The organism is Candidatus Bathyarchaeia archaeon, assembly GCA_035935655.1.
Taxonomy (GTDB): domain Archaea; phylum Thermoproteota; class Bathyarchaeia; order 40CM-2-53-6; family 40CM-2-53-6; genus 40CM-2-53-6.
The window spans coordinates 195,698-211,540 of the sequence record DASYWW010000037.1 but is presented as its reverse complement, the minus strand read 5'-3'; the positions used below and the strand labels follow the sequence as shown (position 1 = coordinate 211,540).

Here is a 15,843-nt window from a genome sequence, read left to right as displayed (position 1 = left end):
CAAAATAGTTCCTATAAGGTTTGGGCGGTTCTGGATCCCTTCAATGCTACAGAAGGATGTGTGTACGGACGGTAGGACTGTCTTCGAGAAGCATTTTGGAACCGTCTAAGATGCTTCGGATTTTTGGGCTCTACGACCCTAAAGAAATGGTCTACCTCAGCTTGTCTACTTAGATAGAACCTAAACTTAGTATCGTCGCTTGTAATCGATGTGGGGTGAAAGCCGAGTCTTACAAGGCACTCCCTCGCGTATGCAAGTAGGGAAAAGGAAGCGAACTTGAACTGAATTTGCTGATAATGGCCATACTTGCGATATACAGAGCCATCCGTGTCAAATAAGCCTCTGACGAAACATACTTCATGCACTGCGAGCCTTGGTGCCAGCTCGGAGAACTTCTTTCGGCCAAAGGGCATTCCCCATTGACGAAGGGTCTCCCCAACTCGTTTAGAGTACTTGTATAGAATCATAGTATTTTGGTCTTTCACGAATAATACCTTGAACTGTACGGCAAAGAGCTCTTCGAACATCGGACAAACGTGGCCGATCAAGTATTCTCGGTCATCGTGCTTGTTCCCCGTAACAGCAATCTGGACGGAGCCGCGATTCTTAGACAGGCACCCGTCCCCAAATAGTATGCCGAGAATCTCAGATTCTTGTTCGGTCAGCATCAGTTTCTATTTGGGTAAACGGTTCTGTTTAGGATAGACCTGAGTCAAAGTGAATCGTATTGAAATGCGTCATCGTTCCTTTCTTAGGACCCTGATTTCGTTGGGTCTGGCTAGACTACGGCCCGGTACTGTACGAAGGCTCTATGCAGTGCCCCACCGAAAGGTGGGTGTCGGAAATTCTTGGTATAAAGCTTAGTCGAATGATGAAGGTCGAGGCGGGTTATTCTTCTTTCTGGGCGATGTACGTTCGTGTCTCAGGCACGTACCATCTTGTTGTTTCTCGGAAACGGTGCCAGAAATCGTGGAAGGTGGATAGATCGCGTGACTCGACGAGAATCATGCCGTTGTATGTTGTTCCCCAGATGTGGGCGTACTCTGCTACGATGGCGAGCTCTTTTGAGAGCGTCTTCTTGAAGCGTGTCCAGTCGGCTGTGGCTTTTTTCTTATCGGCTTCGGAAAGGGGTCTTACTCGATAGAATATGAGGAATGCGAATATCAGACAGGGTGCACCTTGCTCGGGCGTTTGGCAAGGTCTAGATTAATCTAGCTTTCGGCTCTGGCGATCGACAGCTTACCCATGATTGGGGAAGCATGAGTTACATGTCTCTTTAGTTGCAGATTCTCCAAACTCTCTCTGATAAAGGGTGTTCGCTCTCTACTAGGGATTCTTATTGAGAAAGGCAGTTGTTCTTCTGGTCCTTTCTCTCTACCTCCTAAGTATCGGAATGCCTGCAGCAAAACCTCCAGAATCTCCCAGTCGCTCTGCTTCAGGACCCTTGGGTTCTACTGACTATCCCTGGACAATGTTCCACCACGACCCTCTTAGATCCGGTGTTACTCCGGCATCAGCTCCAAACGGTCCGAACTTGATGTGGGCCTTCCCAACGGGGTCATATGTGTATCCATCTCCAGTGGTTACCGACGGAATGGTTTTCATTCCATCTTATGATGGCAATCTCTACGCTCTAGACGAGTATAGCGGCGCGCAAAGATGGGTATTCTACACCTCCGCGCCTATCTATGCAACACCTGCGGTGATGAACGGTGTTGTCTATCTCGCTTCCAAGGACACTGCTCTCTACGCGATCGACGAGCAGACTGGGCAGATGTTATGGAAACGGATCAATATCAGCCCTCTAACCTCCTCGCCCGTTGTTGCTGATGGAAAGGTGTTCTATGGAACTTGGTTCAAAACCTCAGCCTCTGCTCTAATGGCGCTCTACGCCAATAATGGCACCGTTGCCTGGCAATATCTCGAAGCCAACGACACGATCAAATCATCACCGGCAGTCTACAATGGACGAGTGTTCTTCGGCCAGAACACAGGAATCGTTGTCGCGCTCAACGAATCCACTGGGCGAGCTTTGTGGGGCCGAGCCGTCGGCCCTTTCACTTCTATCAGTACAGCCCCTGCCCTCGGGCTAGGGAAGGTATTCGTTGGGGCCGACACAGGGACGTTCGTAGCGATTGACCAGGTCACCGGTTCAATATCATGGTCCTTCAACATCGGTGCGTACAACTCCACATCGGCAGCAGTGAATAACGGGATCGTGTATTTCGGGACTGCGCAGGGCATCCTCTATGCACGGAATGCCACAACGGGCAACCCACTTTGGACCTACCCCAGCAGTGGAGCAATTGGCGCAGTAATGTCATCGCCTGCCATAGCGTTAGGCTCCAAGACCATATTGTTCGGATCAGGCGACAACAACTTGTACGCTCTCAACATGACCTCTGGAAAGCTTCTCTGGAAATATGCTGCTGGAGGAGTTATCTCATCCTCTCCAGCAATCGCTGATGGAAGAGCTTTCTTCGGATCCTGGGATGCGAAAGTCTACGCGTTAGGGGTAATCGCACCCGCTTTGCACGCCTCAATCGTCTCAACGACCCCGACCAGTCTCCGAACTGGGCAGATCTCTGCCATAACCATCAAGGTGACTAACGGATCGATAACGACCCCAGAGTCGGGGGCCTCGCTCGCACTCAGTTCAACGGCTGGAGGTACTTTCACAGTTCCCATGATGACCGGTCCTGGAACGTACACATTCAATTTCACAGCACCCTCGGTGAGCACATCCACGGTCACTGATATTCAGGTTGTTGTATCAAAATCTGGCTTCCTCAACGGATCGGCTTCATCCACGATCACGCTGAGTCCCTTGCCGACGCTCACTGTTACAGCCGGTCCGAAGACTGTGACTGTGTCGCCTGGCGGGACCATTATGCTACTAATTCAGGTAACTAACGGAAGTATACCGATTATCGGAGCTAACATCAACCTAACATCCTCTGCAGGAGGCAGCTTCTCAAGCTTGAAAGACGCCGGGGACGGGAACTATTCTGCGATCTTCAACGCTCCAATGCAGAGCTCCAGCGCAATGGTCACTATTCAGGCGTCGAAGACTGGATTTACTCCCGGCCAAAACCAAGTAACAGTTACCGTCAGCGGAACTCCCGACCTTACGGGCTTGACAGTCGCCGGCATACCAGTCCTCTTCCTCATTGGAGCAATGGCTCTGGCGCTAGTTGGAGCCGTTGGGATTTTCTTCTCCAAGAGGAAGAAAGAGCCTAAGGTTCCTGTCCCGACTGTTCCAAGCTATTTCCTTGAGTCTAGTTTTCGGGAAGGCTTAACTATGCGTTTTCTTGCCAGGTCCAACTGGGGTTGGCGGCCATAGCTGGGAGCTAGGACCCGTACCCATTCCGAAAGAACGAGGAAAGCATCATGGACACGAGCAAGACGGAAATGTTGCAGTGGGCGCTTCGTGAGCAGGAGCGCTACATCCGAGGGTTCGTAGACGGCGAAGGATGGCCTGCGTACTACAGAACCAGAAGCACGCGAGCACACCACAAACCTGGTTATGTCAGCAGTCGTGCAGTCTTCATCTCAAACACAAACAAGGCGCTACTGGAAAACATCAGAGTCATGCTCTACAAGATGGGCATAGACTCCAAGTTGTACTTGGATACGAAGGCTGGCGTCCGACGAAGCACGATTACAAGCTGGAAGTTAGCTATCCTTGGCAGGGACAACTTGCGCCTATTCCGCGATAGGATCGGATTCAGTGATGCTGGCAAGGCGGGAATACTGAAGTCTATGCTTGACTCGTACCGGAAGCACGGAAGTGAATCTCTCAGGCGATCTCTGTGGTAGTGTGGTGCGAAAGCCCACGCGAAGCTTAGACCGCTGCCAACTCCATTTTCTGTTTTCAACGATGATGTAACGGTTTCTTTGCTGGATATCTTTCGGATTACTTTGGGTTAGTCTTAGGGATCAACGTTTATAACATTCAGAGGGGAATATTGAGCATATTCCGGTGCCGAGTCAGTGCTGCCAATCTCTCTTCACGAAAATGATCTTCTCGGTCCACTGCTTGGAAACCTTGGCACCATCAGTCAGTTACTCTTTACAGTTCTCTTCATCGCGTTGTTCTTTGGCTTCGGCCAGAAGCTGCAGATGCGCCAGTTCCTCTGGGAGATAGACAAAGGATTGCGGAGACTGGATATGTTCCGGAACTCTGCCAAGGATCTAACACTCAAGACAGTCAAAGATATCGGAAAACCATCAAGTGATCCCGGTCCACAAATCAACGTTTTGATGGAACAGTTCCTCATCTCCCCGGTCGATATGGACCCGGCGGGAATCGTCGGCAAGATCGATCACTTGCTCGATGTCCGAGATGCGAAATTCAAGGAAGATGTTCGAAGGATCGCGCCAGGAGCCGATTCCTCCCAGGTCATGAACCTGGAGAACCTCGTAGAGGCGTCTTGGGCACTTAACACGATCTACAGGATCATTCGGCACTTCTATTTGATGGGAAAGAAGACTAACAGTATATTCATCATCATCCAGCTACAAGCGTTGCTTCCACTCATCATCCAAGAGGCTGAGGCGTACTTGGGGGCGGCAAAAGCGTTCGCTGAAGGCCAGCCTATTGGCGATGGAATCGGTCCGCTGGTTGCTTCGCGCTTGATGAAGGATAAGGAGAAACGGAAGGTCGAGAAAGATGTTGTTGTTGCTGAGACGATGATGGAGGACCGGAGAGTGATCGCTTTGAAGGCGGAGGGTCCTGGCGGAAACGTCGGGAAACCGGGGGACGCAATCAAGACGATCATCGAAGAAAATGGCGGTAATGTCTCAATGGTGGTAATGGTGGACGCGGCGGTGAAGTTCGAGGGAGAGACCTCCGGCGAAGTCAGCGAAGGAATCGGAGCAGCGATTGGCGGTGTTGGCACAGAACGGTTCAAGATCGAACAGGAAGCAACACTCCACAAGATTCCAGTCTACGCTGTTATCGTCAAGGAGAGCATTCAGGAAGCGATTACGCCGATGAAGAAGGAGATCATGGAGGCTGGAGAGAAAGTTATCGAGAGAATCAAAAGCCTCATTCTGGAACGAAGCAAGCCGGGCGATACTATAATAGTCGCGGGTATCGGCAACACCATCGGTATCGGTCAATAGAAGGATAATCGTAGGTGTCGCAGCCTAAGCCACGTAGTGGCTCATCACTAGTCATGACGATACTAGTTGCCGTCATGGCCGTCGTCGGCCTCTACACTATCGGTCTCGCGCTGAACGGCGGCATCCAGGACCCGAATCTTCAGATCCTCTACTTCACTATCGCAGTTCTCGCCTTCGGATTCGTTTTTCTCTCCCTGACGAGAATGAGGAGAGGAGTCAGAATAGGTGCCTACACACCACCAAAAGTGCTTTCCGTGGTCAAGTGCGGTCAATGCAGCTTCAAACAGATCAAGAACTTCGCGCTCGGTGACTTTGTTTTCAAGACACTCGGCAAGTGCACCCAGTGTACTACTGGAGATCTCAGTATCAACGGGATATACACCGAAGGCCCGCCGAAAAAGTAGCTCTGTTAATCCGCTGTAAGCACAGTACAGTCATCACGTCCAACGAGAATAGTGTGTTCTGACTGAGCAACAGGTTTACGCGTCTCTTCAACGAGGACAGGATAGCCGCCCACACACTTGCTCTGAGTCAAGTCCAACATAGCCCTCTTCGCGGTTTCTCTGGAGAATTTGTCCTCGAGCCATCGAGGCGCGAAGGGTAGGGTTGAGAATCGGGTGTAAATGTCGTCAAGAACCTTCTTGGAGTCGTCGTTCTTGACGCCTTTCGATTTGATGTAGCGATAGATCTGAGCTGGCAGCATGTTTGTGACAGACCCTGCGGCGTCTGGCATGGTCACGAAGGGCTCTACTGCGAACACTTCTCCTGCGTTCGCTTTTCCCGCGGTGAGGACTGAGACATTCGGCACGGATTTGCCAGCGTGTATACTGTATCTCTCAATGCTGTGACCTGTGAGGTTGCTGATTGGTCTGAATCCGTATTTTCCTATGGTAGTCTGAATGACGCGTCCAATGTCTGACAGTTTGACGCCACCTCTGAATGTCTTGATCGCGTTCTGCAGTGCCTCGTCAGCAGCCTTGACCATGGGTTCGAACTTGGGATCATAAAAAACGGTCACTGCTGTATCGGTGACGTAGCCGTTTACGTGGACCCCGAAGTCTACCTTCACCATTGAACCGAAAGGTATAGTGAGAATATCGCCGGGGGGCGAAGTGTAGTGTGCGGCGATCTCATTGATCCCGATATTGACGGGGAAAGCGGGTTTCCCGCCAAGTTCCCTAATCCTGCTCTCGATTTCCACACAGATCTTCAACGCGGGTTTCCCCGGTTTGACGATGCTGGGAATTTCTTTTCGGAGCTTCGCGATGATCTGGCCTGATTTCCGAAACGAGTTGAGAGCTTCTGTGTCGTACATTGTATCCACCGGGGGTCCTAGCTACCGTAATAGAAGCGTCTGTCTCTTACGTATGAACTATGACTTACTGAAGTCACGCTTCCACATCTCCCGCGCAAGCATCCCGTCCCTCTTGTACAAATGAACGAGGTCGCGAGCTTTCTCCCTGCGCTGCCGGTGCTGGTTGAGAAATGTTGCCACTTTCTCGATGAGGATGTCTTTCAAGTCTCCTGTTAGCATCCGGCCGCTCTTGTACTCGGCCCGTATCTGCTCTATCCTCTTGTCGTCGGGCTCGAAGAACATGTAGAGCCACTGAAATGGAACGTCAACATCAGGGTCTCCACCCTTCTTACGGTGCTCCTCCTTCGTCGCCTGTCCACCGGAGAAGGCATAACGGTATACCTTGTTCCGCACAGTCTTGTCGTCGTCGCTGAGGTCGATCGCGGTCTCCGGCTTTGAGGAACTCATCTTATCCTTCATCCCGGTAAGCGGGGGCAGGAACTTGCTGTGGACAGCAGCCGCCTTGTTGTATCCCATGGATTCGGCAATGTCCCGTTGTATCCTCCAGTAAGGATCTTGGTCTATAGCCGACGGAATAAGACAGCGACGTTTCTCGAGGAGACTTGGAAGAATCTGGATGGATGGGTAGAATGAGAAGCCAATGTTTGTCTCGCCGGTAAAGCCGAAGACAGACTTGGCGGTACTGAAATTGATCCGGCGTGCTATCTTGAGAATCAGTGGGTAGGCATGTCCGATGAATTCTGTGTCTTGAAGTATGAATGTTCGATCGGGATCGAAGCCGACCGCTGCGATCTCAAGGATATTGTCGATCGCCCATCGTTGAGTATCATCGTACGACAGGTTTCGCTTCTCTTCAAGGAACTTCTCATCATCGGTTATCTGAACGTATACGTTCGTATGGAATTTGTCTTGGAGCCACTTTGTGAAGTAGAACTGGATGATGTGGCCGATGTGCATTGGACCGCTGGGTCCACGACCAGTATACAGGAACAACCCCTTCCCCTTTGAGTAGTCGTCGAGTACGAGGTTGAGATCTCTGTGGGAGAAGAAGATATGACGGCGGATGAGGTAGGCAGCTTCCCCCATGATTTCCTCGAGCCTCTTGGCTAAAGGGCCTGTGATGGGTTGGGTTCCGAAGTCTTGGATGAGTCTGTCGTAGTCAACTGCCCCTTTGACTTCCCAGGGTGTTACTACAAATTTTTCTTCGACCAATCTTACCCGACCGCCATTGGTGGGATCTCCAGCTCGAATGCTGCCATGGGAAGACTCAGGCCCCACGTACGAATTATCTCAGGGTGCAATTCGCCAACTACTCCCAGCCGCTTTTGCCCTGACATTACCTCCCCTGTTCGTCCCTCAAGAAAGCTTGGATGAATGGTAGGTACGACTTCGAACTTGACCCCGATGCTTCCAAGGAGTGTGTCGAGGCAGGATCGCATCTCAGTGAAACCAGCCGCTGTGTGAATTGTTACCGCGGCGATCTTGTATCGAGTCTCCGTCTGATCCTCGCCATTCTCCTTGACAAGAATGCATGGTCCAATCTCGAAGACTCTCTGAGGATAATCGACATGAGTGTTGTCCTTGAGCAGATTGAGAATGCTCGGGAGAAGCCAGCTTCTCATCGCTGTGTGCGTGGACATCTTCGGATTCATTAGCTCCGCGTAAGTTTCCTTTCCTATGCCCATTTTGTTAACGAAGACTTCTGGGGATGTCAGACTGTAGGTCAGGATCTCTTGGTATCCCAGTCCGATCATTGCCTCTGCAAGGATCTCATGTCTATCAGTTTCGGGTGCGAGTCCACCAAGAGTCCAGATTCTCGGCCATTCGGGATCCAGTTTGTTGATGTCTAGCGCAATCGCAAGATCCTCCACGAGATCGACTTGATGCATGATGTCGATGCGGTAGCAGAGGCTTTCCACGCGCAACGCGTCCTTACTTACTTGTCGAGCTGGATGACCCGCTCTCACGAGAGATCGCATCATCTCAGATGGTTTGAATGTGGCCCCGAGTAGTCTGTTAGCGTAACTAACAGACAATTCTTTGAAGCTAGATGTCAGGTCAGGCGTGATTACGGGTTTAGCGGGCTTATTGGCGTAGTTTTGAGTGCAGCCGTAGATCTTGCCTCCTCTCTCAGCGAGGGCGGCCACAACTATTTTCAGCGTATTGCCTACTGTATCGATATTCGTCCCCGTGACTTCTACGAGGATATTCTTCGTGTCTGAGGTTATCTTGCCGAGGTCGTTCGAGTTGATGATCGGAGGTAGAGAGAGAATCTTGCGCTCGTCGTCTTCCAGTAGTGGCCAGTCTTTGAAGGATGAGATTATTTCACCGTACTCGATTCCCTTAGGATGTTTCTGTACAATCTCTCGAAGCGTCATCTTCTCGGTTGAGCCTAAGGGGACGAAAGATGTGCCGTCGGGGTTGGCCACTGTGTAGCCAAGAGGCGACTTAACCAGGTCGGCCCAGTAGAATCCGATTGACGCGCGTTTCCTCTTTCTCCCATAAGTGAGGTCCATTTTTTCTTGTAGGCTTATCCAGCTCTTCAGAGCGTTCTCGCTGGGCTTGACATTCTTCACGATGGATGTCGCTATGAAGGGCCGAATCGGCCCCAGTCTACGATCTACTGTGACACTCAGGCCAGATTTTCCGGAAAGTATTGGAGCCTTGGGTTTAGCGATTCCGAGGTGAGTTCTAAGGGCGCGTGCGATTCCCTCGACTGACCAGATATCTGGATGGTTGCTGTCCTTTACTTCGATGCTGACGCTATCGTTCTGTTCGTCAAGAGATTCCACATCGCCCTTGACATAAGCGAGGATCTCGTTGAGCCCGTCTTCGTCCCGGGGCACCTTCTGTCCAAGAAGATCCTCAAGATCCGTTAGAGAGAATTGGACTGAAGGCGTTCTAGCCCACCTTCTGCTGTCTTATCCATTCGAGGTCTGTCGTGAAGAGCTGTCTAATGTCCTGGATCTGCTGGTGCATCATGTAGAGCCTATCGATTCCAAGTCCCCATGCGATCACGGGAACTTTGATGCCGAGGGGTTCTGTCACTTCCGGTCTGAATATTCCACTGCCGCCGAATTCCATCCAACCATACCCCTCCTTGTAGGCTTGCAACTCGACACTGGGTTCTGTAAATGGGAAGTAGTCCGGCTTGAAACGTACCTTGTCAGCTCCTGCTACTTCGCGGGCGAACATCTCCAAGACCCCGAGTAGGTTCCGGAGGCTGAGAATGGGATCGAGAACTATTCCCTCAGCCTGGTTGAACTCTGTCAAATGGGTTCTATCTAGAAGCTCAGGGCGGAAACATCTCGCGATGGCGAAGTACTTGCCAGGGATCCTTAGGTCCTCAGATATCATCGACCGAACGCTCAGGGCAGTTCCGTGGCTGCGAAGGACGAGTTTGGAAGCTTCTTCTTTCGAATACTTGTAGCCCCAACCGGTGGACCCTGTCTTCCATCCGTTCTCGTGCGTTTGGGCAACTTTTTCCACTATATCCCTCCAAGGCTCCAGGCTCGCCTTGGATGGACGTTTCAGATAGTAGAGATCGTGTATCTCTCTCGCTGGATGATCTTGCGGCATGTAGAGGCAGTCGTCATTGATGAAGGCAGTCTCGACTAGAGGTCCAACAGCCTCTGTGAAACCAAGAGCTACGAGTTTCCGTTTGACCATACGTAAGAATCTCAAATATGGATGATATTTTCCGGGATTGATTGGAGGGACAGGAGAGGAGACATTGTAAGATCGAAGGTGGACCCTTTCCCAGTCTCCCGATAGAATCATCTCGCTCGTTAGAGCGCTGACCTCGTCGGTAGGCGTTTCGGTCGGAATCGTCTTCAATCCTCGAGGTGTGATCTGCAGCTTCCGTTGTACCCGCTCCTTCCAGGCGAGGATGTTTCTCTTGAGCAGTCTTTCGGCCGCTTGTTTCAGGTTGCTCGGCAACTCATCTATTGGAATACTTACCTGACCAACTCTCTCAAGCACCTCCTCATCCTCGTCTTTGGGCGGGTTCTTCGACACCAATAGGGACGCACCTGAGCTCGTTTTCTCAATTCTTCCCCAGCCTTTGCGGGCAATCCAACCAGTAACTATTGAGACAAAGTCGAGGGGTAAACCCGCTTCCTCAACGGCTTCGCTGATCGAGAGTTTTCCCCCTGCTTCATAGACAACCCTGGCGACCCTTCGCTCAGGCAGACCGTTAGCGAGGTAATCATGTCCCTCTTCAGTGCAAAATATCTCAGTTGTTCTTGTTGTCTGTTCCTTGGCTAGACCCAGTTCCGATAATGTGAGTGAAGCACGAGCAACTGCAGCATCGGCTAACCCAGTTTTCTGGACTATTTCTTCGACAGAGGCCGTCCCGCCAGTCTCACGGAGAGTCTTCAGAACCTTAGCGTCATTTTCGCGCAAGTCCAATTGCAATGGTCTCCGAGGCTAGAAACTCCGATCAGCAGTTCAACCGCTATATTTGACTTGAAAATGTCGACGTTGGGCTAAACTATCGAAGAGACGAGACGATTTGAGTTTCAGCCCGCTGAGTCTTCAGTCTGTATCTGATCAAAGGAACTTGTTAGTGATGCCCAGGGCCTCGTCAGTCTTCGCAATCGATCTCCTGCCCTCAGTTTCAAGGCCAGTAAGCGCTCTTATCGCATCAACGTTCTCGGGAACTACAACGCTTTCATTGTGAACTTGGTAGACGAGATTGGCCTCGCCGTCTGTGACGTTGAGTATGTCCTCCCAGTAGGCTACTTCCCACATGTCGGCCCTAGCTCTATGCATGTCTCGCATCATTTCTGCCACAGCATTCATGCTGTCAACTCCATCAGTCGTCCTAACAGGTGCCAACCGAGGTGCATTCTTCAAGACCTTCAAGACATCCTTTCTCTCGGGGTCGTTCTTCAGCTGAACCATTGCGAAGTGGAGATGGCCGATAGTGAAGGGTCCTTTCGCAGCCATTGTTGTAATGTCAAGTTTGGGAAGAACGGTCTGCGCGTCAGGTCCTTGATGCGATGGAATATGAGCCTCGGGGACGACAGTGTTGATAAGTCCGTTCTTGTGGCTCTCCCATGGGTCGGTTCCCCTGCGGAACACGACAACCCTTGCTTTTCTCACGCCTAGCCCTTTCTGCAATGCTCCGATGGTTCTGCAGATTCCGGTGGTATTGCAACTTACGACCCGGGTGGCGTTCCTGTTCAGATTCTCCTCGTAGTTGCACTGCGCGACGAATGATGATCCTGTCAGATCGTGTTTCTCGCCGCCTTGGAAAACCGACTTGACACCCAACTTATCGTATTGGGCCTTGTTCTTTGCGCCTAGCCCTGCGGGGGTGCAATCGATCATGACGTCAACCCTCTTGATCAGGTCCTCTAGAACTCCTGAAACTTCTATTCCCGCCTTTTTCATATCGGGAAGTTTCTCGGGAATGGAACTGTATATCGCGAAATTCTTCTTCTGCCCCATCTTCACACGATAATCCGCTACGACGTCAGAGATGCCAATGAGTTTCATGTCCTTCTGTTTCGACACGGCCTCGGCGACCCGCTTGCCGATGACACCGAACCCGTTTACTCCAACCCGGGTAGCTGGCTTCGGCATGTTAACACATCGGGCTCAAGGATTGAGAATGGTGTCTTTTAGACATAACTAGCAATATCGATAATTGTCATGGCTGGAGACGGGCTTTAATACTAGGGAACGGGCTCTTACGCTCTCAAGCATTAACGCTTACAAATCGAAAAGAGAAGGTATCAGAAAGAAGGTAATGAGTTATGGAGGTTAAACTTTCATGGTTGAACAATCACAGTACGCTACGACTACAAAATACATAGTAAAAGCACACTTCGACGTTCAAGGCGTTGTCGAAAAACCGGACGTTGTCGGCGCAGTTTTTGGACAAACAGAGGGACTGTTCGGCCCCGATCTAGATCTTAGAGAACTGCAAAAATCTGGAAGAATAGGACGAATCGAGATCAATCTCGATTCCAAACGCGACAAGACAACAGGGTCGATCGTAATCCCCTCAAGCCTAGACAAAGTTTCAACAGCAATTATCGCGGCGGCTATTGAGAGTGTGGACAGAATCGGACCTTGCGAAGCCAAGATTACACTGGAAAAGGTCGAAGATGTTCGCGAGGAAAAGAGAAACGCGATCCTAACCAAGGCGAAAGACATTCTACGTAAATGGGTAGTCGAATCATCCCCCAGCACGGAAGAGGTCGTCAAGGAGGTCGCATCTTCGCTTCGAGGAGTCGATCTCATCGAGTATGGTCCCGAGAAGCTGCCAGCCGGTCCTGAAGTCGAGAGCGGCTCGTTGATCGTGGTTGAAGGAAGGGCAGATGTCATTCTCCTAATGAAGGTCGGCATCAAGAACGTAATCGCACTCAACGGCACCAAGGTTCCTGAAACCGTCATCAAGCTCACCAAGGACAAGGAAGTCACGGCCTTCCTCGATGGGGACAGAGCAGGAGACCTAATCCTCAAAGAACTACAACAAGTCGCAGACATAGACTACGTCGCACGCGCATCCTTTGGGAAAGAGGTGGAAGAACTCACGCCAAAGGAGATAATGAAAGCGCTCCGCGAAAAAGTCCCAATCAACCTCGCTAGACCAGTTGAGAGGCAAGAGAGACCACAATTCGCTCGCCAGGAGCGACCTGAAAGGCAGGAGCGATACGAGCGGCCCTACGAAAGAGGCTACGGTCCCTCTGAACCGCGAATTGAAGCACCACCTATCCCGCGACCCAGTCTTTCACCAACGGTGGTTGAAGCCGCGAAAGACCTCCGCGGAACTCTGGAGGCAGTAATATTCGACGAGGCAGGCAAAGAGCTGTCCCGGATGCCCGTCAGCGAGCTAGCCGAGAAGATCCCCAGTGTAGAGAACGCGCACTTGATCCTTTTCGACGGAGTTGTCACGCAGAGACTGTTGGACATTGCAGCGGGCAAGAATATCCGATTCGTCATCGGCGACAGAGTATCCGATGGAGCCAAGAAACCATCTAACGTTAACGTAATGACGCTTAGCGATCTATCCTCATTCAGTCCAGGCCCTACAATTACAAACTGACCTGACTGCGACTCGGCCCGACCAAATCTTTCTCAGCTATTCCAAAGACTTCTAGAACCCTAGCCGCAGCCGGAACAATCTGATTGTGGACATAGTATTCGTAATCCACCTGCTCTAGTGAGACTTTGAAGTGCGGCTCCGCCTTCTGGTAGAGTTTCCCTGGCCTCTTTGTGATGATGAAGCCAACCTTGTCTCCTACGGTTACCGGCCAGCCTTCTTTCGCCATCTTCCGAGCCACCTCCACATGGGGAGCGTTAACCTCATAATCATCCGGTCGTTTGGTCAAAGTCTTCCATATCACCAGCGAAGACTTTGGGACCTTCGCGGATTCCAGGTCCACAACCAAACTCGTAACGTACGACTGCGCTCTCGCCGGATTGCCGTCTTGAAGCACAAGTCTGAGAACCTCGTTCTGAACATTTCTGGCAAGATTAGACCAGTCTCCCCTGATAGCTTCCATTCCAACAACGTCAAGTTCGCCATCGTCCAATAGTCCAGCGTACTTTTTCTTAGCCTCAGTGAACAGGATTCGCTTGTACATCTGTCCCAGACTAATTTCCAGTCCTAATATCTCGTCAATCTCTTTGATGAATTGATTGACGAGTTTCTCTTCGTACTCGATAAAGAGACTGTCTGTGTCCCCATACAGGACCTTGAGCCCGAGACTCTTGGCGATATCGATGGATTTGTTGATGGTATCGCGTCCAAGGGCGGCTGCGGATTCTGCGACCTCTCGAGAATACCACCTGGACCCTGCCCAACCCGCGTAGCCATAGGTTGCGTTGGTGATGACCTTGGTCGCCTTCTCACGCGCCTTCAGAATCTTGTGCTCGGGAGTTCCTCGTGGTGTCTTAGCGGCTTCTCTTCTCGCCCCCTGTCGGCTCGCGATGAGCTGACTTAAAACGATCTTGTAAAACCCTGGAGGGCTCTTACGGAAATGATGTCCGACCTCTGGAACCTCAAAGATGTCATCGCCTCCCGTGTTGACAAGAGTGTCAGGAGAAATGTTGTACTTGACCATGAGGCTTGGATACATTGCCGAGAAGTCGACTACCGCAACTTTGTCGTGTAAACCTACGCTTGGCTCGAGGACAATTGCGCCTTTGTAGGGGACGATGTTCAGTTCGTTTCTAGCTGGTATCAGTTCGCCGAGTTTGTGGGCCTCCATCATAAGGTAGTTGTCAACTCTGAACCCGACTGCCGCGGCTAGAACCTGGTCTGGTGGGAGCGCCGAGAGGTTGGAGAGCTGGAGCGTGTAGTCGAGCGCGTCTTCTCCGACATCGAATATTGAAGTTGCCTGTCTCCTCATCTGTTCAACTAGCGCCGGGTGATCCCTACCAATCCAGCGATCGTAGTATTCTGTCTCATCAATCGTTGGAGTTGTTGCTTCGACTCCGAGATACCCTGCAACGTTTTCCACGGTCTTGATCTTGACATCATAGAGGTCAGATGAGAAATCAAGCAAATCGACATTTGCACGTCCGGTAAGGGAGAAGTGGCCATAGAGGCTCTGGCGTGCTGGACCGTTGTCCCTTCCGACGGAAAGCTTCGCATTCGTGTTACTCGCTCGTTTGACCAGGTAGGACCAATCGAATGTGTTCCCGCCAAACGTGAAGACAACGTCAGGGTCATATTTCTGATGGACATGTGAAATTCCATCGATTATTTCTTCGTCGGACTTTTTCTCTGTTTGAATGGTAGCGGCTGGACGATCGCAGTTCTTCCATGCGACAAGTCTTACGGGATCCCTAAGCGGGCTTGGAGAACCTGTCGGACTGACGGCTAGGATAATGAAGGAGAGGAGTCGGAGCTTGGGGGAGTTTTCTCTCGGGATAGAAGCCGGATGCCCCTTTGCTTCCAAGATCCTATCCACATGATATATTGCCGAATCTATGCTAGACTCTATTCCTTCGACGCTGTACCATTGGCAGGGTCTGATCTCGAACTCGATCTGGTACTTTATCGAATAGCGAAGCTTGTCCTCAAAGCTCGCCTCTACGCCAAGCTGCTTTACACATTCTCTGGCGCACTTTTCCAAAGTATCAGGGTCTTTGCAGAACACTTTGAGAACCCGTTTCTCTTCGCCGAGGCGTTTTCCCTTTTCAACGACCACTCTTTCAACAGATGGGTGGGGCTTCTCCCTCTCAATTGTCTCTTTGAGTTGACCGATATCCTGGCCTTTTTTCGGCTGGAGATAGAAATAGGGTTGAAAGTTGGAGTCTATGATCAGGACTCGTTTGTTGTCGTGGGTTAATCCCCAGAGCCAGATGGCAGACTTGCCCTCCCGAGCCTCGTGGTTGAGGTCTAGGAGCCAGAAGTCAAGTTTCAAGTTCGGATGAACTCT

11 protein-coding genes and 1 pseudogene are annotated in these 15,843 nt (G+C 51.1%); 5 read left to right on the top strand and 7 right to left on the bottom strand.

Going from position 1 to position 15,843, the window contains the following annotated elements; translation table 11 throughout:
- Nucleotides 1-11 precede the first annotated feature (11 nt).
- Nucleotides 12-668, bottom strand: coding sequence for an LAGLIDADG family homing endonuclease (locus tag VGS11_06410; protein ID HEV2119720.1), 657 nt, complete (start codon nt 666-668; stop codon nt 12-14).
- A gap of 671 nt (nt 669-1,339) precedes the next feature.
- Here VGS11_06410 and VGS11_06405 point away from each other — a divergent pair.
- The 4 genes from VGS11_06405 to VGS11_06390 all read left to right on the top strand — a co-directional run bounded on the left by VGS11_06405 (nt 1,340) and on the right by VGS11_06390 (nt 5,531).
- Nucleotides 1,340-3,343 carry a PQQ-binding-like beta-propeller repeat protein gene (locus tag VGS11_06405; protein ID HEV2119719.1) on the top strand — a complete coding sequence of 668 codons (2,004 nt, stop codon included), beginning with the start codon at nt 1,340-1,342 and terminating at the stop codon, nt 3,341-3,343.
- 47 nt (nt 3,344-3,390) lie between these two features.
- On the top strand, nt 3,391-3,819 hold the full coding sequence (locus VGS11_06400) for an LAGLIDADG family homing endonuclease (GenBank protein ID HEV2119718.1): 429 nt from the start codon (nt 3,391-3,393) through the stop codon (nt 3,817-3,819).
- Between the two features lie 174 nt (nt 3,820-3,993).
- Entirely contained in the window at nt 3,994-5,127 is a 1,134-nt protein-coding gene (locus VGS11_06395; protein ID HEV2119717.1) for a DUF1512 domain-containing protein, read from the top strand.
- 14 nt (nt 5,128-5,141) lie between these two features.
- The gene (locus VGS11_06390; GenBank protein HEV2119716.1) at nt 5,142-5,531 is read left to right on the top strand and encodes a hypothetical protein; all 390 of its coding nucleotides are present in this window, start codon (nt 5,142-5,144) and stop codon (nt 5,529-5,531) included.
- Nucleotides 5,532-5,536: 5 nt separating this feature from the next.
- Here the strand turns inward: VGS11_06390 and map are convergent, their stop codons facing one another.
- From map to VGS11_06365, 5 genes and pseudogenes are all read right to left on the bottom strand, one after another.
- The gene (gene map, locus VGS11_06385; GenBank protein HEV2119715.1) at nt 5,537-6,442 is read right to left on the bottom strand and encodes a type II methionyl aminopeptidase; all 906 of its coding nucleotides are present in this window, start codon (nt 6,440-6,442) and stop codon (nt 5,537-5,539) included.
- A gap of 57 nt (nt 6,443-6,499) precedes the next feature.
- Complete coding sequence (locus VGS11_06380) at nt 6,500-7,654, bottom strand: tryptophan--tRNA ligase (protein HEV2119714.1); 1,155 nt, start codon at nt 7,652-7,654, stop codon at nt 6,500-6,502.
- Nucleotides 7,655-7,656: 2 nt separating this feature from the next.
- Nucleotides 7,657-9,327: pseudogene (gene pheT, locus VGS11_06375) on the bottom strand (phenylalanine--tRNA ligase subunit beta).
- Nucleotides 9,328-9,343: 16 nt separating this feature from the next.
- On the bottom strand, nt 9,344-10,852 hold the full coding sequence (locus VGS11_06370) for a phenylalanine--tRNA ligase subunit alpha (GenBank protein HEV2119713.1): 1,509 nt from the start codon (nt 10,850-10,852) through the stop codon (nt 9,344-9,346).
- A gap of 141 nt (nt 10,853-10,993) precedes the next feature.
- On the bottom strand, nt 10,994-12,031 hold the full coding sequence (locus VGS11_06365; protein HEV2119712.1) for a type II glyceraldehyde-3-phosphate dehydrogenase: 1,038 nt from the start codon (nt 12,029-12,031) through the stop codon (nt 10,994-10,996).
- A gap of 190 nt (nt 12,032-12,221) precedes the next feature.
- On the opposite strand from VGS11_06365, the gene dnaG reads away from it, so the two are divergent.
- The gene (gene dnaG / locus VGS11_06360; protein HEV2119711.1) at nt 12,222-13,499 is read left to right on the top strand and encodes a DNA primase DnaG; all 1,278 of its coding nucleotides are present in this window, start codon (nt 12,222-12,224) and stop codon (nt 13,497-13,499) included.
- Here dnaG and VGS11_06355 read toward each other — a convergent pair.
- On the bottom strand, nt 13,489-15,828 hold the full coding sequence (locus VGS11_06355; protein HEV2119710.1) for a DNA-directed DNA polymerase: 2,340 nt from the start codon (nt 15,826-15,828) through the stop codon (nt 13,489-13,491). The two genes, dnaG and VGS11_06355, sit on opposite strands and share 11 nt — an antisense overlap.
- Between the last annotated feature and the right edge of the window lie 15 nt (nt 15,829-15,843).

Excerpts from the sequence above, each read along its gene's own strand:
- VGS11_06410 (HEV2119720.1), bottom strand. The coding sequence starts at position 668 with ATGCTGACCGAACAAGAATCTGAGATTCTCGGCATACTATTTGGGGAC.
- VGS11_06400 (HEV2119718.1), top strand. The coding sequence starts at position 3,391 with ATGGACACGAGCAAGACGGAAATGTTGCAGTGGGCGCTTCGTGAGCAG.
- map (HEV2119715.1), bottom strand. The coding sequence starts at position 6,442 with ATGTACGACACAGAAGCTCTCAACTCGTTTCGGAAATCAGGCCAGATC.
- VGS11_06365 (HEV2119712.1), bottom strand. The coding sequence starts at position 12,031 with ATGCCGAAGCCAGCTACCCGGGTTGGAGTAAACGGGTTCGGTGTCATC.
- dnaG (HEV2119711.1), top strand. The coding sequence starts at position 12,222 with ATGGTTGAACAATCACAGTACGCTACGACTACAAAATACATAGTAAAA.